This window comes from Catellatospora sp. NPDC049133, assembly GCF_040648455.1.
Classification (GTDB): domain Bacteria; phylum Actinomycetota; class Actinomycetes; order Mycobacteriales; family Micromonosporaceae; genus Catellatospora; species Catellatospora aurea.
Genome location: NZ_JBEZDT010000018.1, coordinates 41,132 through 64,055, shown reverse-complemented (window position 1 = coordinate 64,055; position 22,924 = coordinate 41,132). Strand labels below are relative to the sequence as shown.

The 22,924-nt window shown below is 70.8% G+C and carries 19 protein-coding genes; 13 read left to right on the top strand and 6 right to left on the bottom strand.

The genetic code is table 11. From position 1 onward, the window contains the following. Nucleotides 1-350: 350 nt before the first annotated feature. Complete coding sequence (gene metG / locus AB0B35_RS21240; protein WP_361048047.1) at nt 351-1,862, bottom strand: methionine--tRNA ligase; 1,512 nt, start codon at nt 1,860-1,862, stop codon at nt 351-353. 298 nt (nt 1,863-2,160) lie between these two features. Between metG and AB0B35_RS21235 the strand changes: the two genes are divergently transcribed. Together AB0B35_RS21235 and AB0B35_RS21230 are read left to right on the top strand one after the other, a co-directional pair. After that, on the top strand, nt 2,161-3,480 hold the full coding sequence (locus tag AB0B35_RS21235; RefSeq protein WP_361048044.1) for a glycosyltransferase family 2 protein: 1,320 nt from the start codon (nt 2,161-2,163) through the stop codon (nt 3,478-3,480). Beyond that, a complete protein-coding gene (locus tag AB0B35_RS21230) occupies nt 3,440-3,883 on the top strand; it encodes a nitroreductase/quinone reductase family protein (protein ID WP_361048333.1) in 444 nt (147 codons plus the stop codon). The genes AB0B35_RS21235 and AB0B35_RS21230 overlap by 41 nt, the downstream gene beginning before the upstream one ends. A 50-nt stretch (nt 3,884-3,933) precedes the next feature. Here AB0B35_RS21230 and AB0B35_RS21225 read toward each other — a convergent pair whose 3' ends face one another. From AB0B35_RS21225 to AB0B35_RS21205, 5 genes are all read right to left on the bottom strand, one after another. Next, nucleotides 3,934-4,824 (bottom strand): hypothetical protein, encoded by an 891-nt coding sequence (locus AB0B35_RS21225; RefSeq protein ID WP_361048041.1) that lies wholly within the window; start codon nt 4,822-4,824, stop codon nt 3,934-3,936. Between the two features lie 173 nt (nt 4,825-4,997). After that, a complete protein-coding gene (locus tag AB0B35_RS21220; protein WP_361048038.1) occupies nt 4,998-5,558 on the bottom strand; it encodes a hypothetical protein in 561 nt (186 codons plus the stop codon). 175 nt (nt 5,559-5,733) lie between these two features. Continuing rightward, nucleotides 5,734-9,093: a glycosyl hydrolase gene (locus AB0B35_RS21215; RefSeq protein WP_361048035.1), complete on the bottom strand. Its 3,360-nt coding sequence runs from the start codon at nt 9,091-9,093 to the stop codon at nt 5,734-5,736. Nucleotides 9,094-9,360: 267 nt separating this feature from the next. Then, the gene (locus AB0B35_RS21210) at nt 9,361-10,095 is read right to left on the bottom strand and encodes a dienelactone hydrolase family protein (protein ID WP_361048032.1); all 735 of its coding nucleotides are present in this window, start codon (nt 10,093-10,095) and stop codon (nt 9,361-9,363) included. Next, nucleotides 10,082-10,864: a hypothetical protein gene (locus tag AB0B35_RS21205; protein ID WP_361048029.1), complete on the bottom strand. Its 783-nt coding sequence runs from the start codon at nt 10,862-10,864 to the stop codon at nt 10,082-10,084. Before AB0B35_RS21205 ends, AB0B35_RS21210 begins: the two co-directional genes overlap by 14 nt. 430 nt (nt 10,865-11,294) lie before the next feature. Between AB0B35_RS21205 and AB0B35_RS21200 the strand changes: the two genes are divergently transcribed. From AB0B35_RS21200 to AB0B35_RS21150, 11 genes are all read left to right on the top strand, one after another. Next, complete coding sequence (locus AB0B35_RS21200; protein WP_360535056.1) at nt 11,295-11,498, top strand: hypothetical protein; 204 nt, start codon at nt 11,295-11,297, stop codon at nt 11,496-11,498. A 320-nt stretch (nt 11,499-11,818) separates the two neighbouring features. After that, entirely contained in the window at nt 11,819-13,213 is a 1,395-nt protein-coding gene (locus AB0B35_RS21195; protein ID WP_361048026.1) for a hypothetical protein, read from the top strand. Nucleotides 13,214-13,438: 225 nt separating this feature from the next. Then, nucleotides 13,439-14,398 carry a MurR/RpiR family transcriptional regulator gene (locus AB0B35_RS21190; protein ID WP_360535052.1) on the top strand — a complete coding sequence of 320 codons (960 nt, stop codon included), beginning with the start codon at nt 13,439-13,441 and terminating at the stop codon, nt 14,396-14,398. A gap of 126 nt (nt 14,399-14,524) precedes the next feature. Continuing rightward, nucleotides 14,525-15,259 (top strand): SIS domain-containing protein, encoded by a 735-nt coding sequence (locus AB0B35_RS21185; RefSeq protein ID WP_361048023.1) that lies wholly within the window; start codon nt 14,525-14,527, stop codon nt 15,257-15,259. A gap of 38 nt (nt 15,260-15,297) precedes the next feature. Next, entirely contained in the window at nt 15,298-16,689 is a 1,392-nt protein-coding gene (gene ngcE / locus AB0B35_RS21180; RefSeq protein WP_361048021.1) for an N-acetylglucosamine/diacetylchitobiose ABC transporter substrate-binding protein, read from the top strand. 6 nt (nt 16,690-16,695) lie between these two features. Then, entirely contained in the window at nt 16,696-17,571 is an 876-nt protein-coding gene (locus AB0B35_RS21175) for a sugar ABC transporter permease (RefSeq protein ID WP_361048018.1), read from the top strand. Further along, nucleotides 17,568-18,377, top strand: a complete 810-nt coding sequence (locus AB0B35_RS21170) for a carbohydrate ABC transporter permease (RefSeq protein ID WP_361048015.1) — start codon at nt 17,568-17,570, stop codon at nt 18,375-18,377. The genes AB0B35_RS21175 and AB0B35_RS21170 overlap by 4 nt, the downstream gene beginning before the upstream one ends. A gap of 190 nt (nt 18,378-18,567) precedes the next feature. Further along, complete coding sequence (locus AB0B35_RS21165) at nt 18,568-19,794, top strand: family 16 glycosylhydrolase (protein WP_361048012.1); 1,227 nt, start codon at nt 18,568-18,570, stop codon at nt 19,792-19,794. A gap of 42 nt (nt 19,795-19,836) precedes the next feature. Further along, entirely contained in the window at nt 19,837-20,748 is a 912-nt protein-coding gene (locus AB0B35_RS21160) for a BadF/BadG/BcrA/BcrD ATPase family protein (protein ID WP_361048010.1), read from the top strand. Between the two features lie 294 nt (nt 20,749-21,042). Next, nucleotides 21,043-21,639, top strand: a complete 597-nt coding sequence (locus AB0B35_RS21155) for a helix-turn-helix domain-containing protein (RefSeq protein ID WP_361048007.1) — start codon at nt 21,043-21,045, stop codon at nt 21,637-21,639. Beyond that, the gene (locus AB0B35_RS21150) at nt 21,636-22,916 is read left to right on the top strand and encodes an MFS transporter (RefSeq protein ID WP_361048004.1); all 1,281 of its coding nucleotides are present in this window, start codon (nt 21,636-21,638) and stop codon (nt 22,914-22,916) included. The genes AB0B35_RS21155 and AB0B35_RS21150 overlap by 4 nt, the downstream gene beginning before the upstream one ends. Nucleotides 22,917-22,924 lie beyond the last annotated feature (8 nt).

Genomic DNA, 22,924 nt, shown 5'->3' with positions numbered 1-22,924 from the left:
TATGGCACGGCTCGGCGGCGTGTCGTGCCCACAACTTCATGATCGATCTGCGCGTTGTTCGGCGGCCGGGCGGAGATCGCTGTTTCCGGTCAAGATCTGTGGTCTTACTGAAGGTTCTGACCGGAAACAGCGATCTCCGTGACCCGCCCGTCGATTTCAGCGCCTTCCCCCGCCTGGCCGACCGGTCGGTCACTTCCTGACCGGCCCGCTCCACGCCCCACCCTTTCCGCGGGCACCGGACCGGTGGATCGATCATGAAGCTGTGGACAGGACTCGCCGTCGAGCCGTGCCATAAGTTCATGATCAACGCGGTGGGGCGTGGGTGGGGAGTGGGTGGGGCCGGGGTGGGGTCAGGGGGACTCCAGCCGGGGGAAGAGGGGGGTGACCGGGGGTAGGGGGCCGTCGGGGGTGGCGGTGCACTGGGCGGTGATCAGCGCGGATGCGCCGGGCAGGAACGGGGCCAGGAGGTCGGCGAAGGTGAGGCAGGCGCCGAGTAGAACCGACAGGGCGGCGTCGAGCTGTGCCGTGGCGGCGGGGTCGCCGCCGCGTTCGGCCTTGGCCAGGTCCCAGGGGCGTACCCGGTCGATGTGGCGGTTGGCCTCCTCGACGACGGCCCAGGCGGCGGCCGTGGCGCGGCGGAAGTCGAAGTCCTCCAGGGCTGCCGCGATCAGCGCGGGCGCGTCCGCACACGCGGCGACCAGGTCCTTCGCGTCCGCCGCGGCGGGGACGGTGAGGTCGACGCGGCCGGCGCGGAAGCGGTGGGCCATGGTGACGATCCGGTTGACCAGGTTGCCCGCGCCGCCCGCGAGGTCCTCGTTGGCGCGGGCCACCAGCCGGGAGACGGTGAAGTCGGCGTCGCCGACCCGGGGCACCTCGCGCAGCAGCCAGCACCGCAGCGCATCGGTGCCGTAGGTCTCGGCGAGCGCCACGGGGTCGACGGTCGCCCCGGAAGATTTGCTGATCTTGCGGCCGTCGGCGGTGAGGTAGTCGTGCACCAGGATGTCGGTGGGCAGCGGCAGCCCGGCGGACAGCAGCATCGCCGGCCAGTACACGGCGTGGAAGCGCAGCACGCCCTTGCCGATCACGTGCACCCGCCGGTCCGCGCCCTCCCACCAGGCGCGGTACGCCTCCCCGTCGCCGCCGTAGTCGAGGCTGGTCAGGTAGTTGCCCAGCGCGTCCCACCAGACGTAGATCACCTGGTCGGGGTCGCCGGGCACGGTGATGCCCCAGCCGCGGGCCCGCTGCTGCGACCGCGAGATCGAGAAGTCCCGCAGTCCGGCGTCGATGAACGCGAGCACCTCGTTGCGCCGCGACTCCGGCTCGATGCGCAGCCGGCCGCTGGCGATCGCCTCCCGCAGCGGCGTGGCGTACCTCGACAACCGGAAGAACCAGTTCCGCTCCTCGATGCGCTGCGGCGGCACCCCGTGCTCGGGGCAGTGCCCCGCCCCGTCGAGTTCGTCGGGGGTCAGGTAGTGCTCGCAGCCCACGCAGTACAGGCCGGTATAGGTGTCGCGGTAGAGGTCGTGCGCGCAGGCCCGCCAGAACCGTTCGACGCCCGGCCGGTGGCGTGGGTCGCGGCTGGTCCGGATGAAGTCGTCGTACGACAGCCCGAGCGGCTCGCGCAGCCCGGCGAACGCGGCCGCGTTGGCGTCGACGAACTCCTGCACGCCCACGCCCGCCTGCTCGGCGGCGAGCACGTTCTTCAGCGAGTTGTCGTCGGTGCCGGTGAGCAGCCTGACGTCGTCGCCGAGGGTGTGCCGGTGCCGGGCGAGCACGTCGGCCTGCACCGCCTCCAGGGCGAAGCCGAGGTGCGGGGCGGCGTTGACGTACGGGATGGTGGTGGTGAGGTAGAAGCGGGTCATCGTTTCCTCCTGGCTTGAGATGAAGCCGGAGCGTCGACCCGTGCCGAGGCCCCGGACTCGGGCCTCGCGGTCGTGAACGCGCGTGTCAGCAGCCCCGGAAGCGGGGCATCATCACCTGGCACGACGAGTAGATCACGGCGTCAAGGTAGCACCGGGCGGTCCTGCGGGCGAAACGGTTTTCGATGTCGACCTATCGACATGTTCCACTGGATGAGTAGTTGTTGAAGCGCTCTCCCGAAACCTTCAGGATCGGACGGTAAGCCCCGTGAGAGCGCGGCCCCGCCGCCGAAGGAGTGACATGTCCGGCGGAGATCCGCGGCTGAGTGTGCTCATCCCGACGTTCGGCGACGCGCACACGCTGGCGCTGACCCTGTCCACGCTGCGCACGCAGACCCTGGACCCCGGCCTGTTCGAGGTCGTCGTGGTCAACGACGGTTCCGATCCGCTGCCGTATGCCGAACTCGCCGCCGCGGCGTACCCCTTCCGGTTCCGGTTCGACAGCCTGCCCGCGAACCTGGGGCGGGCGGCGGCGCGCAACCAGGCGGTCCGGCTGGCCGCCGGTGAGCTGCTCTGCTTCCTCGACAGCGACGTGCTGGCCGAGCCGCACCTGCTGGCCAGGCACCTGGCCTTCCACGACGGGCGCGACGGACCCTCCGTGCTGATCGGCAAGCGCTACGAGGGTGACTGGGCGGTGCTCGCGGCCGCGCAGGCGGGTGAGCCGCTCACGCTCGACCTGGTGCGGCCGGTGCACGAGGACTTCCGGTTCCGGGTCCCCGGCCGCGACAGCGAGCCGGAGCAGTGGCTGGCCGGTGCGCCGTGGGTGTTCGCGCTGACCAACAACGTGTCCATGCCCCGGCGCACGGTCCTCGACGCGGGCCTGTTCGACGAGGCGTACGGGGCGCGCTGGGGGTTCGAGGACACCGACCTGGCGTATCGCATCCACCACGTGCTCGGCGACGCCGGGTTCGGCTACGACGGCCTGGCCGCGGGGTTCCACGTGCCCGCGGTGCGCGACCTGACCAACCTGGCGGGCGACTACCAGGAGAACCTGGAACTGTTCCGGCGCAAGCACCGCAGCCTCGCCGCGGAGCTGGTGGACATGCCCGCGCCGGGCGACGTAACCCGCAAGATCCGGCACTACCGCCGGGCGCTGGCGTGCTGCGCCGAGTTGGGGCTCGGCCGGCTGCCGGAAGTGTCGCCGCTGCTGGACGCCGAGCTGGCCGGGGCAGTGCTGTGCCAGGCGTTCGGCACCGGGGAGGTGGCGCTCGGCGAGGGCTCGGTGACCTACGACCACGGGCGGCCGGAGTCGGAGACCAACCTGCACCTGCTCGGGGTGTGGTCGCCGTACCCGGACGGCACGTTCGACGCGGTGGTGAGCGTGGACGTGTGGCGGTTCCTGGAGCAGCGGGAGCTGTCGCGTTTCCTGCGGCTGGCGCTGCGCCAGGCGCGCGAGGTGGTGCTGGTCTACACCGGCGGGCCGGCGGAGAAGGCGTTCACGGCGGACGTGCCCGCGCTGACCAGCCCGGACTTCTTCGGGTCGCTGCTGCGGCGTCGTTACCCACAGGCGCGCACCGACCATTTCGGAGACGTGGTGTTGTTCCGCGTCACAGCGCCTTGACCTCAAGCGTGCTTCACCTTGCAAGATCGGATGCATGGCTGAGAGCAGTGAATACGGCTACCTGAGCACCGTCGGCCGCAACACCGGCCAGTGGCACACGGTCGAGATCTGGTACGCGGCCCGGGGCGGGGTGATCTATCTGCTGTCCGGCGACCGCGAGCGGGCCGGCTGGGTGCGCGACATCCTCGCGAACCCGCAGGTCTTATGGCGGGTCGGCGGTCCACGCGAGCTGACGCCCGACGGCGCGGTGCCCGCCGAGGCCCGCCCCGTCGCCGAGGACCCGTACGCCGAGGCGGAGGCCCGCCGCCTGCTCACCGCCCGTTACCAGGGCTGGCAGGAGGGCGACGAGCTGTCCGGCTGGGCGAGCACCGCGCTGGTCGTGGCCGTACACCCGTCGTACTGACCGCGGACCGTGCCGCCGCCGGGCAGGCGAGCGCCCGGCGGCGGCGCGGCTCAGGGTGCGCAGATGGCGTAGACGGTCGTCGTCCAGGTGCCTGCGTAGCCGGTCTGGTCCTCGTGGGCGGCCACGTCGACCCCGGCGAGCGCGCCGGCTCCGAACAGGCCGATCCGGTTGAGATGCAGTTGGCGCAGGACGGTGCCGTCACCGCCGGGTCCGCCGCCGACCTTGGCTCCCGCTCCGTGCACCTTCGTGCCCGCCGGACAGGTCACACTCAAACCCTTGTTGATCGACGAGGAGACGCTCTCGGCCCAGACGGTCTGCTGCCCGATCGGGTTCGCGCAGATCGCATACGACCAGACCCCGTAGCCGCCGGTGACGTTCTCGTCAGGGGCGACACCGGCCGAGGCCACCTGAGGGCTGCCGCCGGGGAGGATGTAGATCAGCTTGTAGCGGTACCCGCCGACCACTGCGCCGCCGAGGCCGACCACCTGCTTGTCGCCCGGGCAGAACGCCACGGAGTGGGCATAGGAGTTGCCGGGTGTCGTCGCGGACGTATAGTCGGAAACCACTTCCCAGCCGGCGATCGGGAAGCCGCAGATCGCCCAGGTGTACAGCGTCCAGTCGGCGGCGTAGGAGCCGTCCTCCATCGCGGCCGCGTAGTAGGAGTGGGTGGGCAGGCCGGGTGCGGCCGGGATCATCGCGGTCAGGCGGACCTCGTTGCCGCCGCCGACGATGTCGGCCCCGCCGCCCAGGATGACCTTGCCGGCGGGGCAGACGGCGTTGGCGGTCTTGGTCGACTCCGAGCCGGTCAGGCTGCTCCAGCCGATGGTCACGATGATGCCGGAGACGGCCTGGGCGGGTGCGGCGGCCGTCAGCGAGACGGCCGTGCCGAGCGTGACGGCGGCGAGAGCGGTGAGGAGCTTCGAACCACGGAACGAGCGCATGTGGCACCTCGCGGACTCATCGGCCCCGACGGCCGCCGGGGCCTGCGCGGTTCACAGTAGGAACCGGCCGGGACGCCCGCATCCGTGCAGCGCCAACCCGACACAGCCGCGCCGCGCACGGCAGCGGGGCAGCTTCGCACCGGCGAAGCCGCCCCGGATTCCTGCCGCGACGGTCAGCTCCAGCGGTGCGAGCTGGTGCGGTTGTCCATCGCGCCGCCGATGTACGACCTGGTCGACTCGTAGCCGACCGACGCGCCGCCGAAGCCGGTGTTCTCGTAGTGCTTGTCCCAGCAGTTGGCGTAGGTCTTGAACGACGTGATCAGGTTGTCCCAGCCGGCGGGCATGCTGCTGGCGAAGTAGTCGACGTTGCCGGTCGGCGTGCTGCAGTTGCCGGACGTGCCGGTCCAGATCAGATCCGAGCCGGTGTGGTTGCTGCCGCTGTACTCGATGCTGATCACCGTGTTGACGACGTTGACGCCGAACTTGGCGTTCAGGGCGTCGACCTTCGCCGAGACGCTGCTGCCCTTGGGCAGGTCGTAGAGCACGCCGCCGCTGGCGAACTGCAGCGCCTTGTCGAAGGTGTCGAAGCAGATCGCCTGCGGCTCGGCCACGTTGGCGCGGGCGACGCAGTGTTTGTCGACCGGCTCCGCAGCGGCGGCCGGTGCGGCCGGGGCGGTGAGGCCGACGACCGCGAACGCTGCGATCACCATTGCGGCCCGGTGGAGCTTTCGCATGATTCCTCCTGTGTCGATGGAGCGGTGACAACAGGTTCGGCCCGGGGCGTCACGGTGCCCTCAGCGTCGCATCATCGCGGGCAAGCCCAGCCGCGTCGCGGTAGGCGTCAAGAAGGGCACCTTCTTATACGCGGAGCGATAAGAAGGTGCCCTTCCTTGCAATTCACTTCAGCGGTCAGGGGGCGTATACCTCGAATTCGAAGAGGGAGTAGCCCCAGGCGGTGGCGCGGGTGGTGGCGTTGACGCGGACGTAGCGGCCGGAGCCGGTCAGGCCGGTGAGGTCGTCGACGCCGCCGTCACCGCCGGTGACGGACCGGATGGTGGTCCAGGTGCTGCCGTCGGGCGAGGTCTGGATCTGGTATGCCGACCCGTAGGCGGCCTCCCAGACCAGGCGCACCCGGCTGATGGAGTACGTCTGGCCCAGGTCGACGCGGATCGTCTGCGGGTCCGAGAACGCGCTGGACCAGCGGGTGGTGGTGGCGTTGCCGTCCACCGCCGCCGAGCCCGGGAACGTGGCGTTCTCGGTGCTGGAGACCAGCGTCGGCTTGTTCAGAGCCACGTTGACCGAGGGCTGGCTCGTGGTGCCGGTGTAGGGCAGCACGACCCGGGACTGGTTGCCGATGCCGAGGGTGGTCGCCCCGTTGCCGATGGCGCTCCAGATCTCGACCCGCACCGAGCCGTTGGCCAGCGCGGCGAACGAGCCGGTGCTGGTCTTCACCCCGAACGCCTGGGTGTAGTGCTCGTAGCCGGCGACCGGGTCGGTGGGGAAGTAGTTGTACGTCTCCAGCCGGTCCCAGCTGCCGTTGCCGGTGAAGTCGTACGACACCCGGACCTGGGTGGCGTTGCCGACCCCTGCGCCCGCGTCGACGTACATGTCGAAGTTGGTGGCGCCGCCGTTGTGCGTGGCGTTGAGGCCGGTGGCGGTGAACACCTGCGGGTTGGTGGGCACGCCGTCCCAGTTGCCGTTGGCCGCGACCACGGTGGCCGTGCCCGCGCCGCCCGCGGTGCCGGGCAGCCCGCCGCCGGAGACCAGGTAACGCGTGGCGGCGAAGGTGCCGGGCGGGTTCGGCGAGGTGGACGGGCTCGGCGACGGCGGAGCCGACGGCGACGGGCTCGGCGAGGCGGGCGGCGACGACGGCGGGTTCGACGGCGACGGGTTGCCGCCGCCGCAGGCGTTGCCGCCGGTCCAGGTGAACGCGCCCGAGGTGACCGTCTTGCAGGCGGGCACGTTCAGCGTGGTGCCGTTGGAGAAGGTCACCGTGATCGCCGTGTTGGCGATGTTGGAGGCCACGTACGTGCGCACGCCCGACTTGTTGAACACCTTGGCCAGCGGGTGGTTCGCGGTGATCGACGTGTCGACGTTGCCCAGCGCCGCCAGGTTGCGGATCCAGTGGTAGGTGTGCGCCTTGGACTCGCCCTCCTCGGAGGTGAAGCCGCTGTTGGCGTTGAAGTTGTTCAGCGCCGTGGTGCCGTTGCCCAGGGCCAGGAACTCCCAGAGGATGTCCTGCCAGACCGTGGGCGCGCCGCCGTTGTTGGTGACCAGCTCGTTGTAGTTGGTCGACACGTACGCCGGGTTGTCGCCGAGGTAGAAGTGGCCGCCGGTGATGGGCAGCATGTTGATGCCCTGGATCATCTCCGGCTCCCCGGAGAACCACGTCGCGTACGCGCCGCCGTCGCCCCAGACCATGCCGACCGTGTTGTGCCCGAAGGCGGCCGGGAAGTTCTGGTTGCGCACGTCGAACCAGTACTCGGCGATCGCCGCGGACTGCGTGGTGTAGATGAAGATGCCCGCGTCGCGCACGGCCGCGTTGCCGGTCGCCTGGCCCCACTGGATCAGGGCGTTGGCGAAGTTCATGCCCTCCGACGAGGACTCCTGGTTGTTGCCCGCGCCGAACGCGCCGTGCCCGGCGGCCCAGTCGTGACCGGCGTAGATGTCGAAGTCACGCAGGTACGGGAAGCGGGTGTCGGTGCGGTCGTAGTTGTTGGCGTCGCGGATCAGCAGGTCCACCATGCCGCCGTACTGGCTGCTGGTCGCCCAGGTCGGGTCGAACTTGGCCAGCGTCGCCGCGGCGGCCACGTAGTAGCCGTAGTGGAAGTGGTGGTCGTTGAGCTCCTGGTCGGAGCCGTACGAGGCCGGGTAGCCGAGCAGGGTGCCCCACGCGCTGTTGTAGTAGAAGACCCGGGTGGTCTTGCCCGCCGAGGCGGTGAACCAGTCGTTGAGCCGGGTGCGGATGGTGCTCAGCGCGGTGTCGCGGATCGAGGTCAGGTTGAGCTGGTCGGCGATCTCCGCGATGCGCGCCGCCCGGCCCAGGCCCTTGCCGGTCCAGTAGGTGTCGTCGCCGCGGAAGTCGGCCGGGTTGCCCGCGACCGCGTTGAGGTAGTTGGTGATCGTGGTGAGGTCCGCGCCGGAGCTGTCGGCGACGGCGGGGATCTCCGGCAGCACGCCGGTGTACTTCATCGAGGTCGTGAACGAGCCGATCCCGGTGAGGATCTTCATCTGGCCGCGGGCGCTGGTGTACGTGTTCGCCAGCGGGGACGCGCCGGTCAGGCTGTTCCACTGGTGCGGGTACAGCGCCGCGACGGTGGCCGTCTGCGAGCCCTGCCGTGCCGTGGTGGTGAACGTGTACGTGGTGTTCAGCGTGCTGGCGGCCTGGTTGTAGCTGTAGGACACCCGGGTGCCGGTGACGTGCGCGTGGGCGTACTGGCCGTAGGTCGTGGCCAGCGCGGCCCGGTCGGCGCCGGCGGGCAGCACCGCGACCGAGAAGAAGCCCTGGCCGCCCAGCGTCGAGCTGATCGACGTGCCGCTGACGGTCCAGGTCGAGCCGGTCGGGGCGTACGCGACGTAGTCGCGCCCGTTGACGTTGAAGCCGATCTGGCCGCCGCTGTTGGACCACACGGTCGGCGTCGCGGCCGTGGTCAACAACGCGTTGCCGCCGGTGATCTGGAAGTACGCGAACGGCAGGCCGTGGCCGATGGTGGCCTTCATGGTTCGAGCGCCGTCACTCCAGTACGGCGTCACGGTCCAGTCGCTCCACCCGTCGACCTTGGTGTCGGGGGAGTTCAGCCCGGCCACGCCGACGAGCATGTCCTGCACGTACGGGTAGTGGAACTCGCCGGGACCGGTCGCGCTGCCGCTGATCGCGGCGGTGGTGTTGTAGGAGAACCCGAGGCCGCCCGCGAGCGTGTCGTAGGAGATCGGGTGGGCGTGCAGCGGCTCGCTGTAGCTGCAGTCGAACTTCTTGAACAGCAGCGAGGACCACCAGTCGTTGGTGGGCACGCCGCCGGCCGGGGCGTTGGCGGTGACGTACTGCCGCGGGTTGGTCGACAGCGACCCGCAGCCGACGGGCAGCGAGCGGCCCGCGGGCAGGCTGTCGAGGTAGCTGCCGGCGCCGACGGTGCCCGCCTGGGCGGTCTGCGCGACGGCGATGCCGAACAGGGCGGCGGACAGGACGGCGACCGCGCCGAGGACGAGGGCGCGGTGGCGCGCCCAGGAGTGGCGTCGGTGACCCGCGCGGCGTGCGACGCCTGGGGTCACGGACCGGATGGACGGTTCCATGTGCATGGCCTCCGGGGCTGGGGCTGGCATGGCGGGAGAAGCGGAGGAACGGTGTGCGGAGATCGCTGTGAGAGCGCTCTCTGCGCGCAAACTATCGGGCAACCCCTCGATACGTCAATGTTTCCGGGCCATGGCATCGGAGTTAATCCCGCGACGTGGACGGAGCGTGACGGTCGCGGGACGGCATAACGTAATACCGGCCCTGTGAGAGCGCTCTCACAGGGCCGGTATCGATGGCTCAGAGTGTCAGTGGCGGTGCCGGGTGGTGAAGGAGATGACGCGGTTCCAGGCGTCGGTGCACGCGTCGGCCCACTGCTCGAAGGAGCGGTCGAAGAACGAGTGCGGCGCGCCCTCGTAGACGTGCATCTCGGGGGCGACGCCGGCCTCCTCCAACTGCGCGGCGAACTTCTCGAACTCGCTCACCGGCGTCGAGTCCGCGCCCGCGACCAGCATCAGGATCGGCTTGTCCACCTCGTCGACGACGTCGGCGACCCGCGCCGGCTGGCCGTAGAAGCCGATCACCCCGGCCAGATCGAGGTCGCTGGCGGCCAGCCGCCACGACATGCTGCCGCCGAAGCAGAACCCGACGGTGTACACCGACGCGTCCGGCTCGGACTCGCACAGCACCGCCATCGCGGCCGCCGTGTCGGCGTACACGTGCGCGGGCGTGACCTGAGGCATGTGTTCCATGTAGGGGAAGCTCTCGTCGCGCTGGGCCACCCCGGCGGTGCGGCCGAAGTAGTCGATCGCGACCGCCTCGTACCCGGCCTCGGCCAGGCGCTGGGTCAGCCCCACGTAGAACGGGTGCAGGCCGCGCACGTCCGGCAGTACGACGATCTTCATGCCGTTCGGGGTCGCCGGGATCGCGCGGTATGCCGCGAGGGCGTTGCCGTCCTCGGCGTGCAGTTCGAGCGGGCCGTGCCCGGCGACCGCGCCTGCGTTCGGGGCCTGCGGGGCCTGGCTGTCGTCACTGTGGCACATCGGGTGCTCCTTGGCTGCGGTAGGAGTTGCCCCGCCGCCGCGCCTGTCCGGCGGCGACCAGGGCGTCCAGGTGGGACCGGGCGACGGCGGCGGTCCAGCCGTACGCCCGCGCGAGCTGCCCCGGGCTCGCCTCGACGGCGGTCTCCAGGTAGCGGCGCGCGGCCGCGGGGGCATCCTGCCCGCCGCCGACGTCGAAACGGCGGCAGGTCAGGTCCACGATGGAGGCCGGCCAGCCGGCGCGCTGCTCGCGCACGCCAGCGGACGTTAACAGCAGGCGGCGCTGCAGTTCGGTCATGGCGCGCTCGTACGCGGCCCGGTCGCCGATCAGCTCGCGCAGCGCGCGCGAGGTCAGTGGCCCGGTGAGCAGCGCCCGCGCGATCTCGTGCGCCTCGCGGGGCAGGTCGAGGTCCTCGTGGTCGTCGGGCTCGCCGGGGCCGGCGTACAGCGCCCGCAGCAGGTCGGGGGAGAGCAGGCTCGCGCGGCGGAACAGGAACTTGCCGTACCAGGCGAGCCCGGCCTCGGGCAGCGCGTCCTTCCAGGTCCAGACGGTGGACTCGGCCTCACCCATACCGTCGGCCCAGGCCACGGCGTCCTCGTCGGCGACGGTCTCGTACAGCGAGGGCGCGAGCGCGTTCGCGGCGGGGAACAGCAGCGCGCAGCCGACGCCGTCGACGAACCGGCCCGCGTCCTCGACGGTCTCCGGTCTGGTCTCGGGCAGCCATCGGTCGCCCCGGGCGCGGGCCAGGGCGAGTTCCTGATCATCGACCATGCGCCGGAGCCTAACCGCCACCTCCGACGTCCCCGACCCGCGCTGCGCCGCTCCCCGCCCGTCGTGCCGCCAGTGCCTTCCGCGCGTCTGCCGTCCTGTTCGTGGCTGCCCGGCCGATCGCGCCCAGTCCCGGCGTGTCCGTCCGCGAACACATCGCCCGGTCGCGCTGCGAAGATCGTCCGACTTGCCGGGCAGATGGGCGAATCATGAAGCCGGATACCCACATCTGCCGGGCAATTCGGATGATCTTGATGGGTTGGTCGGGCCTGATAGGGCGATTAGTCCGTTTCTTCCGGATCGGGCTTTACGCGTGGTGGCGGATGTTTCGGACCCCCGTTTGGCGGAGTCTTGTTCAGGTGAGGACGTCCGGTGCGCCGGGCGGCCCCAGGCGCCCTCAGACCCCGGGCGCCCATGGAGGAGGAGATCGACTGTGTACGTCAACTCTGATCTGGCGCTGTGTCTGGTGGACGAGGCATCTGCCGGTCGCGCCGACGACGCCGACAAGGTGTGGCGTTCCGCGATCCGTGAGGCCATCGCGTGCAATGTTCCGATCGAACATGTGGCGAGCAGGGCAAACGTCTCGATCGAGGAGATCCTCTCGATCGTGAGCGAGACCCAGGTCGTGCCGGCGTGACCCCGGCCGTCCGTACCGAGGCGATGTTCGCCTTCTCTCTGCGGGCCTCCGCAGAACCCGCGCCGGCATCGACCGCCGGCGTGGACGTGGAAACGATCAAGGCACGTGGCGGACGGGGCGTGCCGCGAAAGTCGCCCCGGAGTCCGTGGAGCACCCCGCCGTCGCGCGGGTGATCCGGGCCGGGAGCAGCGTCGCTCCCGTTGCCGTCCGCCCAGCCTGAATACCTGCTTACAGATGGCCCCGACCTCGGTCGGGGCCATCTTCGTGTGCTGACTCGTTAGCCCCTGCGGACTGCACACACGGGTGAGGAGAGGCGACACGTGAACAGGGTTCTCGTCGAGAAGCGGCCGCCCGGCACCACGTCCCCGGTCACGCCGGCTGTGCCGCGCCTGGTGGCCTGGGCAGCGCTCGCCGGAGCGGGCCTGACCGTGCTCGCCCTGGTCGCGATGCTGCTGCGGCGGCTGCCGACCGGCTCGCGCCTGGCCGGGTGGACGTACCCGTACGACCGCGCGGCGGGGGAGTGGCACGTGGTGTGGCCCGCGCTCGTGGTCGCGCCGGTCGTGCTCGGGCTGCTGTGGCTGTCGCGGCGGCTGCCCCAGCGCCTGGACGTGGCCGTGGCCGCGGGATGGTTCGTCGCGGTGATCCCGCTGCAGCTGCTGCTGCGGGTGTACGCGCTGCCCTCGCTCGGCGACGTCGTGGCCAGCGACCGGGCCAACTCGTTCTACTCCCCGTCGCAGCGCTGGGGGATCGGCGAGTTCATGGGGAATTACATGGGGCTGGTCGAGCAGCTCCCGCCGCACGCGCGCACCAACATGCCCGGCAAGACCCTGCTGTACTTCCTTCTCGACGCCATCGGCCTCGGCCCGGCCGCGATGGGCGTGGCCGTGCTGGCGCTGGCCAACGTGTCCGCCGTGCTGCTGTGGCTCATCGTGCGCGACCTGACCGGCGACCGCCGCATCGCGCTGTACACCCTGGTCCTGGGCTTGTTTCTGCCCGGCGTGCTGTACTTCGCGCCGGTGCTCAACGCTGTCTCCCCGGTGCCGATCCTGCTCGCGCTGTGGCTGCACGTGCGTTTCCTGAAGACCCGCCGGTACAGGTACGCCCTCGGGCTGGGCGGGGCGCTCTACCTGGTCGTCTTCTTCGAAGCCCTGCCGCTGGTGCTGGGCATCGTGTTCGCGGCGCTGCTTGGCGTCGCGCTGCGACAGCGCTCGCTGACCTGGCAGGACGGGTTGCGCCTGGTCGGGTTGGCGCTGGCCGGGTTCGCCGCGTGCTACGTGCTCATGCGCGGGCTGTTCGGCTACGACCTGTTCGACAACTTCGCGTACGTACTGGCCGACGCCAACGACTTCAACGCGCGCTGGCGGCCGTACGGCATGTGGGTCACCCGCAACCTGTGGTACCTGGCGTTGGCTGCCGGGATCGCGTCCTGCGTGCTGCTCGCGGCCGCGACCTGGGACGCGGTACGCAGCCGGTCGGCGCACCCGGCCGCGGTGCTGACCCTGTCCGGGATCGCCGTGCTGGTCGTGCTCGACCTGTGGGGCATCAACCGTGGCGAGACGGTCCGCCTCTGGATCTTCCTGGCCGTGTACCTCCAGATCGCCGCCGCCTGGCTCTGCGCCCGCACCGAACGCTTCTGGCCCGCCGCCGTCCTCGTCTCCGCCGCCGTCCTCCAGTCCGGCATCGGCTCCGCCATGATCGGCTTCGTCCGCATCTGACCCCGCCGGCCGCCGCCGGTCAAGATCGCCCGACTTGCCAGGCACCTGTGCGTATTCGAGTTCAAGATACGCACACCTGCCTGGCAAGTCGGGCGATCACGCGTCCTACCGGCACGGCGGTCAAAATTATTGCTGGGGTGTAACGGGTTTGGGGGTCAAAATTTTTGTTGGTTGGGATTGACACTTTGGAGTGTGGGTCGTAATTTTCTTCATCAACGGACCGCGATGAAGGGAATTGTTGTGCAGGGTGTGATCGGCCGGATGCGGATGGAGCTGCCCAACCTGCCCGACGCGTTGCAGCGGGTGGCGGAGCAGATCCTGGAAGACCCGGCCATCGCCGCGCAGGCCTCCATCGTGGACCTCGCCGAGCGGGCCGGCACGTCGACCGCGACGGTGACCCGGTTCTGCCGGGTGCTGGGGTTCAAGGGATACGCGGCGCTGCGGGTGGCCATCGCGACCGAGAGTGGGCGCGAGGCGCAGGCGCGCTGGGAGACCGACATCGACCGGGAGATCGAGCCCGGCGACCCGATGGACCGGGTGCTCGGCGTGATCGCGAGTGCGGACGCCCGTGCCATCCAGGAGACCGCGGCCCGGCTCGACCTGGCCCAGGTGGCGCGGGTCGCCGACGCGATCGCCGGGGCCAACCGGGTGGAGCTGTTCGGGCTCGGCAGCAGCGGCACCGCCGCTCGTGAGCTGGCGTTCCGGCTGGAGCGCATCCGGGTGCCCTGCTGGCACCGGGAGGACGCGCACAAGGCGCTGACCAACGCTGCGCTGCTCGGGCCGGGTGATGTCGCGATCGGACTGTCGCACAGCGGGCGCACCCGCGAGGTCATCGAGGTGCTCGCCGAAGCCGCCGACCAGGGCGCGCTGACCGTCGCGGTGACCTCGTTCGACAAGTCGCCGCTGGCCGAGGCCGTCGACGTGGTGCTGACCACGGCGGTGCACGAGACCACGTTTCGGCTCGCGGCGCTGTCGGCGCTGCACGGCCAACTGGTCGCCCTCGACCTGATCTACGTCGCGGTGGCGCAGCGCACGTACGCGCGTACCACCGAGGCTTTCGAGGTGACGGCGCGGGCGGTGCAGGCGCACCGGTTGCACGACGAGCCGACCTCGCACCGCCGCCGCGCCGCCCGGGAGGCCGCCGACCTGTCGCGGCCGGTCGTCCCGCGCAGCGCCGCGGACTGATCGCGGGGCGGACAGCCGGGACCGGGCCGCCGGGGACCGGGGCCGCCGGGGGAGAACGTCAGGCGGCCACGTGGCGGACCGGTCCCGGTGGGGCGATCGGGCAAGGCAGCACAACGAAGGAGCGAGATGAACGCGCAGACGTACCTGGAAGCCATCACCGAGCTGGTCGGCAAGGTGGGCGCCGAGCAGGCCGGCAACGTGCAGCGGGCCGCGGACCTGATCACCGACAGCCTGAACGCGGGCGGGGTGGTGCAGGCCTTCGGCAGCGGCCACTCCGAGGCCCTCGCGATGGAGATCGCGGGCCGGGCCGGCGGGCTGGTGCCGACCAACCGCATCGCGCTGCGCGACATCGTGCTGTGGGGCGGCGAGCCGGTCGAGGTGCTGGAGGACCAGCTGCTGGAGCGGCGCACCGAGGTGGCGCACCGGCTCTACGAGCTGGCCCCGATCGAGCCCGCGGACGTGTTCGTGCTGGCCTCCAACTCCGGCATCAACGGAGTGGTGGTCGAGCTGGCGCTGCTGATCAAGGAGCGCGGGCACGGGCTGATCGCGGTGACGTCGCTGGAGCACACCGCGCGTTCGGAGCCGCGGCACCCGTCCGGCAGGCGGCTGAGCGAGATCGCCGACGTGGTGCTCGACAACGGCGCCCCGTACGGCGACGTGATCCTGGACAACCAGTCCGGCGCGGTGTCGTCGGTGACCGCGGCCGTGCTGGCCCAGATGGTCGTCACCGAGGTGGTCCGGCGCCTTTCGGAGGCGGGGCAGACCCCGCCCATCTACCTGTCCGCGAACATCGCGGGCGGCTATGAGCACAACCAGCAGTTGGAAGCGCGATACGCCGGGCGCATCCGGCGTATCGCGTAACACATCAACCCCTCCTGAAGTGCATGAAGGGCGACACGATGAACCTTACAAGACGTAGCGCGCTGGCCGGAGTGGCCGCGGTCGCGGCGAGCACGGGCCTGGCGGCCTGCGCCACCGCGGGCGGCGATGACGGCGACAAGGTCAAGCAGGGCGACACCAGCGCGGAGAACCCGCTGGGCGTCTCCGGCGAGGCCGCGCTGGAGGTCGTGATCTTCAAGGGCGGGTACGGCGACCAGTACGCGATCGACGCCGGCACCAGCCTCAAGCAGAAGTTCCCGAAGGTCGCCGTCGACCACAAGGGCATCCAGGGCGTCGGCGAGGTGCTCCAGCCCCGGTTCGTCGCCGACAGCCCGCCGGACGTCGTCGACAACAGCGGCGCGGGCCGCCTCGACCTGGCCACGCTCGTCTCGGCCGGCAAGCTCACCGACCTGACGTCGCTGCTGGACGCGCCGAGCCTGGACGACCCGGCCAAGAAGGTCCGCGACACCCTGATGCCGGGTGTGATCTCCGACGGCACGTTCGACGGCAAGCCGCTGGTGCTCAACTACTCGTCGGTGCTGTGGGGCGTCTGGTACTCCAAGTCGCTGTTCGCCAAGCACGGGTGGACGTTCCCGAAGACGTGGGACGAGATGCTCACCCTCAACGACGAGATCAAGAAGGCCGGTCTGCACCCGTGGACCTGGCAGGGCAAGTACCCGGAGTACCTCAACGACCCGCTGGTGTCGCTGGCGGCCAAGGCCGGCGGCTTCGACCTCGTGAAATCGATCGACAACCTGCAGCCCGGGGCGTGGCAGAGCCCGGCGATGCTGGCCGCCGCCGAAGCCATTTACCAGCTCGCGGTGCGTGGGCACATCATGCCCGGCTCGGAGGGCCTGTCCCACACCGAGGCGCAGAACGCCTGGTGCAAGGGCCAGGTCGCGTTCATCCCGTGCGGGTCGTGGCTGGAGGGTGAGCAGCAGGCGGTCACCCCGGCCGGATTCGACATGGTGATGGGCACCGTGCCCGCGCTGACCGGCTCGGACAAGCTGCCCAACGGGGCGGTCATGGCGGCCAGCAGCGAGTCGTTCATCGTGCCCGCCAAGGCCAAGAACGTGCCCGGCGGCCTGGAGTTCCTGCGGCACCTGTTCTCGCAGAAGGTGGCGCGCGGCTTCGCCGAGAGCGCCAAGGCGCTGCCGGTGGTCACCGGCGCGACCGACGGGCTGAGCCTGAGCAGCGGTCTGGGTTCGGTCGCCGAGGCGGTCAAGGCGGCCGGTCCGAACGTGTTCAGCTACAAGTTCCGGACCTGGTACGCGCCGCTGAGCAAGGCGCTCGACGACGCCACCGGCGAGCTGGCCACCAAGCGGATCAACCCGCAGCAGTGGGCCGAGCGGGTGCAGAAGGCCGCCGACGCGGTCGCCAAGGACAGCTCCATCGTCAAGCACCAGCGGTGAGTGGCCATGCGGCACGGCAAGTACCGGTTCCTGGTCGGGGCGCTGATCGTGCCCCTGGCGCTGTACGGCGTGTTCGTGCTGTCGCCGTACCTGCAGGCGTTCCAGTTGGCGTTCACGAACTGGAACGGCGTGGACAGCGCCCCGGAGTTCACCGGGTTCGACAACTTCGGCAAGTTGTGGGATGACCCGCTGTTCCTGGCGGGGCTGCGCAACAACGGGCTGATGCTGCTTGTCGTGCCGCTGGCCGTCATCGTGCTGGCGCTGGCGCTGGCCGCCGCCACGAAGGGCACCCGGGTCTACCGGGTGGTGTACTTCTTCCCGCAACTGCTCAGTGTCGCGATCATCGCGGTGCTCTGGCAGTTCGTGTACACCCCCAACAGCGGGCTGCTCAACGGCGCGCTGTCGGCGGTGGGCCTGGGCTCCTGGCGCAAGTCCTGGCTGGCCGAGCCGGATCTGGCGCTGTGGTGCGTGATGGCCGTGATGATCTGGTCGTCGGTGGGCTTCTACGTGGTGCTGTTCTCGGCCGCGATGGAGTCGGTGCCCGACGACATCATGGAGGCCGCCGCGATCGACGGGGCCGGCCCGATGACCGTGTTCCGGCGCATCACGCTCCCGCTGATCTGGGAGAGCGTGCAGGTGGGCTGGATCTACCTGGGCATCGCGGCGCTCGACGGGTTCGCGCTGGTGCAGATCATGACGGTCGGGCCGGGCGGCCCGGACAACAGCACCGAGGTCATGGGCCTGGGGCTGTACCGGACCGCGTTCACCTTCGGCAAGTTCGGCTACGCCTCGGCGATGGGGGTGGCGATCTTCTTCCTCACCCTGTCCATCGCCGTGCTGCTGCTGCGGGTCACCAAGCGGGAGCGGGTGGAGCTGGCATGAGGACCAAACACGCCTTCCTCACCCTGTGGGCCGCGCTGGTGACGCTGCCGCTGCTGTGGGCGCTGATGTCGTCGTTCAAGACCGATGCCGAGATCTTCGACAGCCCGTGGACGCCGCCCGCGTCGCCGCGCTTCGACAACTGGTCGCGGGCCTGGGAGCAGGCCTCGATCGGGCAGTACCTGTTCAACACGCTGATCGTGGTCGGCGGCGCGCTGGCGCTGACCATGCTGCTCGGCGCGCTGACCGCGTACTGCCTGGCCCGCTACGAGTTCCCGGGCAACCGGTTCCTGTACTACACGCTGATCGCGGGCATGCTGTTCCCGGTGTTCCTGGCCCTGGTGCCGCTGTTCTTCGTCGTCGACAACCTCGGCATGCTCGGCACCTACCACGGGCTGATCCTCGTGTACGCCGCGTACGCCCTGCCGTTCACGGTGTTCTTCCTGCACGGCTTCTTCCGCTCGCTGCCCGGCGCCGTCGCCGAGGCCGCGTTCATCGACGGCGCGTCGCACGCCGGGGTGTTCTTCCGGGTCATGCTGCCGATGGCCCGCCCCGGGATGGTCAGCGTGGGCATCTTCAACTTCCTCGGCCTGTGGAACCAGTACCTGCTGCCGAAGGTGCTCAACCCGGACCCGGACCACTACGTGCTCGCCCAGGGCCTCGCCGAGCTGGCGGTCAGCCAGGGCTACCGCAGCGACTGGAGCGGCCTGTTCGCCGGGCTGATCATCGCGATCCTGCCGGTCCTGCTCGCGTACGTCTTCTTCCAACGGCAGATCCGCGCCGGGCTGACCTCCGGCGCGCTCAAGTAACACCCACAGACCGCACGGACGGGCGCTGACGCCGAACTCGGGGAGAGTCTGCTTTCGGCGTGCCCGACCGTGCCCGCAAGAAGGCACTTCCCACGGACCGCGGGGGCAGAAGGACCCCGGCGCGCCGCCTCTCACGCGGCGCGCCGGGGCTGCCCACCACCGTAGTCCGCCACCCCGAAAGGAGAGAACAATGCCCCTCCGGAAACGTCCGCTCGTCGCCGCCATCGGCGCGACCGTCACGGCGCTGGCCGCCGGAACGCTCGTCGCGCTGACCGCGGGAACCACCGCGGTCGCCTCGGCGGCCGTCTGCAACGCCCTGTTCGACGACTTCAGCTACAGCGGCCCGGCCGACCCGCTGATCAACCAGCGTGGCTGGTCGGTGCGCACCAACTCCGGCGGGCCCGGCATCCCGGGCGCGTCCTGGCCGGCGTCCAACGTCTCGTTCCCGACCGTGGACGGCGCGAAGTCCCTGCAGTTGCAGGCGTCCACCGACGGCACGGCCGGCGGCACCAGCCAGGCGGAGTTCCTGCACCAGCAGAAGTTCTTCGAGGGCACGTACGCCTCGCGGGTCAAGTTCACCGACGCGCCGGTCTCCGGCAACGACGGCGACCACCTGGTGGAGACGTTCTTCACCATCACCCCGCTGGCCGCCCCGATGGACCCGAACTACGGCGAGATCGACTTCGAGTACCTGCCCAACGGCGGGTGGGGTGAGCCGTCGAACATCATGTACGAGACCACCTGGGAGACCTACCGCCCCGACCCGTGGGAGGCCGTCAACGCCCACGGTGAGCAGCGGCAGTCCTACGCGGGCTGGCACGACCTGGTGTTCACGGTCTCGGCCGGACACGTGAAGTACTACATCGACGGGACGTTGGTCGCCGACCACAGCGGCATCTACTACCCCGAGACGAACATGTCGATCAACTTCAACCTGTGGTTCATCGACTCGGCCGCGCACACCGGCGGCATGGCCACCTACCGCCAGCAGGTCGACTACCTGCTGTACACACAGAACGAGGTGCTCACCCCGGCGCAGGCCAACGCCCGCGTCGCCTCGTACCGGGCGCAGGGCGTCAGCCACACCGACAGCGTGGGCGCGGGCGGCACCTGCCCGACCGCGTCGCCGAGCACCGGCCCGAGCACGCCGCCGTCGTCCTCGCCGTCGGCCCCGCCGAGCACCTCGCCGTCCCCGTCGGCCCCGCCGACCGGTGGCACTGGCTGCGCCAACGCTCCGCTGTGGAACATCAGCGGCGTGTACCTCGGCGGCAACCAGGTCAAGTGGGAGCGCAGCGCCAACGGCAACCCCGGCGGACCGAAGTCCGGCGACGGCGTGCACCTGTGGCGGGCCCGCTGGTGGACGCAGGGCAGCGAGCCCGGCTGGACCCAGCAGTGGGAGGACCTGGGCCGCTGCTGAGCGGGTTCCCAGGTTCGACGTGAAGTGAAAGGATCAGCGCCCGTGACACTCGTCCTCGGCCTCGACGTCGGCGGCACGTCGTCGCGGGCGCTGATCACCACGCTCGACGGCGCCCGCGTCGGCTTCGGCCGAGCGGGTGCCGGCAACCCGGTCTCGGTGCCGCTCGCCGACGCCGTGACCTCGGTCGCTTCCGCCGTGCGGGCGGCACTGTCCGGGCTGGACCCGCGTGAGGTGTGCTCGGCCGTGATGGGCATCGCCGGCACCGGCCGGTTCGCCGACCCCGTGGTGGCCGACGCGTTCTCCGCCGCCTTCACCGAACTCGGGCTGACGGTCCCGGTGCGGCCGGTCGGCGACGTCGAGGTCGCCTACGCGGCCGGGACGCTCGAACCGTGCGGCACCGTGCTCATCTCGGGGACAGGGGCCATCGCCGCCCGGATCGAGGACGGGTTCATGACCACCACCGCCGACGGCATCGGCTGGCTGCTCGGCGACCTCGGCTCCGGCTTCTGGCTCGGCCGGGAGGCCGCCGCGCTGACCGCGCGTGAGCTGTACACCCGCGTCCCGGACGGCCTGCTGACCCGCAGCGTCGCCGAGACCGTGCTCGGCACGATCCCGGCCGCCCCCTCCCGCCAGGCGGCCGACGACCTGATCGGCGCCCTGCACGCCCAACCCCCGCGACATCTCTCCCGGCTCGCCCCACTGGTCAGCGCCGCCGCCGAACACGGCGACCCGCAGGCCCTCGCACTCGCCGACCGCGCCGCCGCCCACCTGACCGACACCCTCGCCGAGGTCCACACCACCGGCCCCGTCGTCCTGGCCGGCAGCGTCCTGACCACCTCCGCCCCCGTCCGCGCCGCCGTGATCCGCCACATCACCGCCCGCCTCCCCGCCACCACCGCCGTCCTCGCCGGCCCCGGCGAACAGGGCGCCGCCCGCCTCGCCGCCCGCCTTTAACCCACCCGAACGAAGGAAGGGCACCTTCTTATCGCTATGCGTAGAGGAAGGTGCCCTTCTTAACGCCGGGCGGTCGCAGGCTGCAGTGGTGATCGCCGTTTGCGGTCAAAAAGTGGGGACTGAGCGCAGGTCTTGACCGCAAACAGCGATCATCCGGCCGGAGCCGGAGCCGGAGCCGGAGCCGGAGCCGGAGCCGGAGCCGGAGCCGGAGCCGGGTGGGGCGGGGCTCGGTTAAGCACACTTGTTGTGCACAGCTCTTGTGCACAACAAGTGTGCACAGATACTGTGCATCACATGGACGACGAGTCGAACGCTGTTCCGCACAGCGTCGTGCACCTGAACGCCCTGCAGATTCGCACCCTGGCCCACCCCCTGCGAGCCCGCCTGCTGGGCCTGCTGCGGCTCGACGGCCCGGCCACCGCCACCACACTGGCCCGCCTGCTCGACACCAACACCGGCGCGACCAGCTACCACCTGCGCCAGCTCGGCGACGTCGGCCTGGTCGTGGAGGAGGCCGAGCTGGGCACCGGCCGCCAGCGCTTCTGGCGGGCCGCCCATGACACCAGCACCTGGCGGCCGACCGACTTCGACGACGACCCCGACGCTCGGGCCGCCGCCGCATGGATCGAGCACCAGCAGCTGAAACTCATGAGCGAGCAGGCCGAACGCTGGCTGGCGGCACAGCAGACCGCCCCGCAGGAGTGGCGGGAGGCCGCGACGATCAGCGACACCGTGCTGACCCTCGCGCCGTCGCGGCTGCGCGCCCTCAACGACGAGATCTGGGAGTTGATCGTGAAGTACCGGCAGGACCCCGCGTTCGCCGAGGAGGAGGGCGCCGCACAGGTCCACGTGTTCCTGGTGGACTTCCCGCGGGCGGAGGAGCTGCGGTGAGCGGGCTGACCGTCAAGCAGGTCCGCCGCCGCTTCCTGCTGCTGCACGGCCTGCGCTGGTTGCCCTCAGGTCTCATCATCCCGGTGCTGATCCTGCTCATGCAGGAGCGCGGGCTGACCCTGCCGCAGATGGGGCTGGTCTTCACCGCGCAGGGCATCCTGGTGCTGGCCCTGGAACTGCCCACCGGTGGCCTGGCTGACGCGCTCGGCCGCAAGCCGGTGCTGGCCACCGCATGGATCATCAACCTGATCTCGCTCGGGCTGTTCGTGGTGGCCGACTCGGTCGCGCTGTTCCTCGCCGTCTGGGCGCTGCAGGGCATCCACCGGGCGCTCGACTCCGGCCCACTGGAGTCCTGGTACGTCGACGCCACCCTGGCCGCCGACCCGGAGGCGAAGTACGAGTCGGGCCTCGGGTTCGCCGGCACCGTCATCGGTGTGGCGATCTCCGCCGGGGCGCTGCTCAGCGGTGGCCTGATCGCGCTGGGCCCGGTCGGCCCGTTCAGCGCGCTCACCGTCCCGGTGGTGGCCGCCACGGCGATGCAGGTGGTGGCTCTGGTCGTGCTGCTGGCGCTGATGGTCGAGGTGCGCCCGGCACGCGGCGCGGCCGCACTGCGGGCCTCGGTGCGCAATGCGCCCCGGATGGTCGGGCAGGCGTTCGGCCTGCTCCGCCGTTCCCGGGTGCTGCTCGCACTGGTGGCCGTCGAGCTGTTCTGGGGCTTCGGCATGGTCACCTTCGAGTCGCTGCTGCCGGTGCGGCTCGCCGAGGTCGTCGGCGACGCCGACCGGGCCGCCGCGCTGCTCGGCCCGGCGAACTCGGCGGCCTGGCTCGTGTCGGCGGCCGGGGCCGCGCTGACCCCGCTGCTGCTGCGCTGGCCCGGCGCCGCGCCCGGTGCCGCCCTGCTGCGGATCCTGCAGGGCCTGACCGTGGTGGGCATGGGCCTGTTCGCCGGGCCGGTAGGCGTCCTGGTCGCGTTCCTGGCCTGCTACGCGGTGCACGGCGCGTCGAATCCGCTGCACACCGGGCTGCTGCACCGCCAGGTCGACGGCCCGTACCGGACCAGTGTGATCTCGCTGAACTCGATGATGGGCCAGCCCGCCGGCGCGCTGGGCGGGGTCGTGCTCACCGCACTCGCCGCCGCGACGAGCATCAGCACGGCGATGCTGGTCGGCGCGGCGGTGCTCGCCGTCGCCGCCCCGCTCTACCTGCCCGCCTGGCGGGAGGCCAGGCGCAGGCCGGAACCGGCGCCGAGCGCCGCCGAGCTCTCGCCGGTCGGCTGAGGCGGGGG

What these genes read in the sequence shown, in the direction of transcription:
- AB0B35_RS21225 (WP_361048041.1), bottom strand. Translation starts at nt 4,824, where the DNA reads ATGCGCTCGTTCCGTGGTTCGAAGCTCCTCACCGCTCTCGCCGCCGTC.
- AB0B35_RS21235 (WP_361048044.1), top strand. Translation starts at nt 2,161, where the DNA reads ATGTCCGGCGGAGATCCGCGGCTGAGTGTGCTCATCCCGACGTTCGGC.
- AB0B35_RS21165 (WP_361048012.1), top strand. Translation starts at nt 18,568, where the DNA reads ATGCCCCTCCGGAAACGTCCGCTCGTCGCCGCCATCGGCGCGACCGTC.
- ngcE (WP_361048021.1), top strand. Translation starts at nt 15,298, where the DNA reads ATGAACCTTACAAGACGTAGCGCGCTGGCCGGAGTGGCCGCGGTCGCG.
- AB0B35_RS21205 (WP_361048029.1), bottom strand. Translation starts at nt 10,864, where the DNA reads ATGGTCGATGATCAGGAACTCGCCCTGGCCCGCGCCCGGGGCGACCGA.
- AB0B35_RS21185 (WP_361048023.1), top strand. Translation starts at nt 14,525, where the DNA reads ATGAACGCGCAGACGTACCTGGAAGCCATCACCGAGCTGGTCGGCAAG.
- AB0B35_RS21175 (WP_361048018.1), top strand. Translation starts at nt 16,696, where the DNA reads ATGCGGCACGGCAAGTACCGGTTCCTGGTCGGGGCGCTGATCGTGCCC.
- AB0B35_RS21220 (WP_361048038.1), bottom strand. Translation starts at nt 5,558, where the DNA reads ATGCGAAAGCTCCACCGGGCCGCAATGGTGATCGCAGCGTTCGCGGTC.
- metG (WP_361048047.1), bottom strand. Translation starts at nt 1,862, where the DNA reads ATGACCCGCTTCTACCTCACCACCACCATCCCGTACGTCAACGCCGCC.
- AB0B35_RS21190 (WP_360535052.1), top strand. Translation starts at nt 13,439, where the DNA reads ATGAAGGGAATTGTTGTGCAGGGTGTGATCGGCCGGATGCGGATGGAG.
- AB0B35_RS21155 (WP_361048007.1), top strand. Translation starts at nt 21,043, where the DNA reads ATGGACGACGAGTCGAACGCTGTTCCGCACAGCGTCGTGCACCTGAAC.
- AB0B35_RS21170 (WP_361048015.1), top strand. Translation starts at nt 17,568, where the DNA reads ATGAGGACCAAACACGCCTTCCTCACCCTGTGGGCCGCGCTGGTGACG.
- AB0B35_RS21210 (WP_361048032.1), bottom strand. Translation starts at nt 10,095, where the DNA reads ATGTGCCACAGTGACGACAGCCAGGCCCCGCAGGCCCCGAACGCAGGC.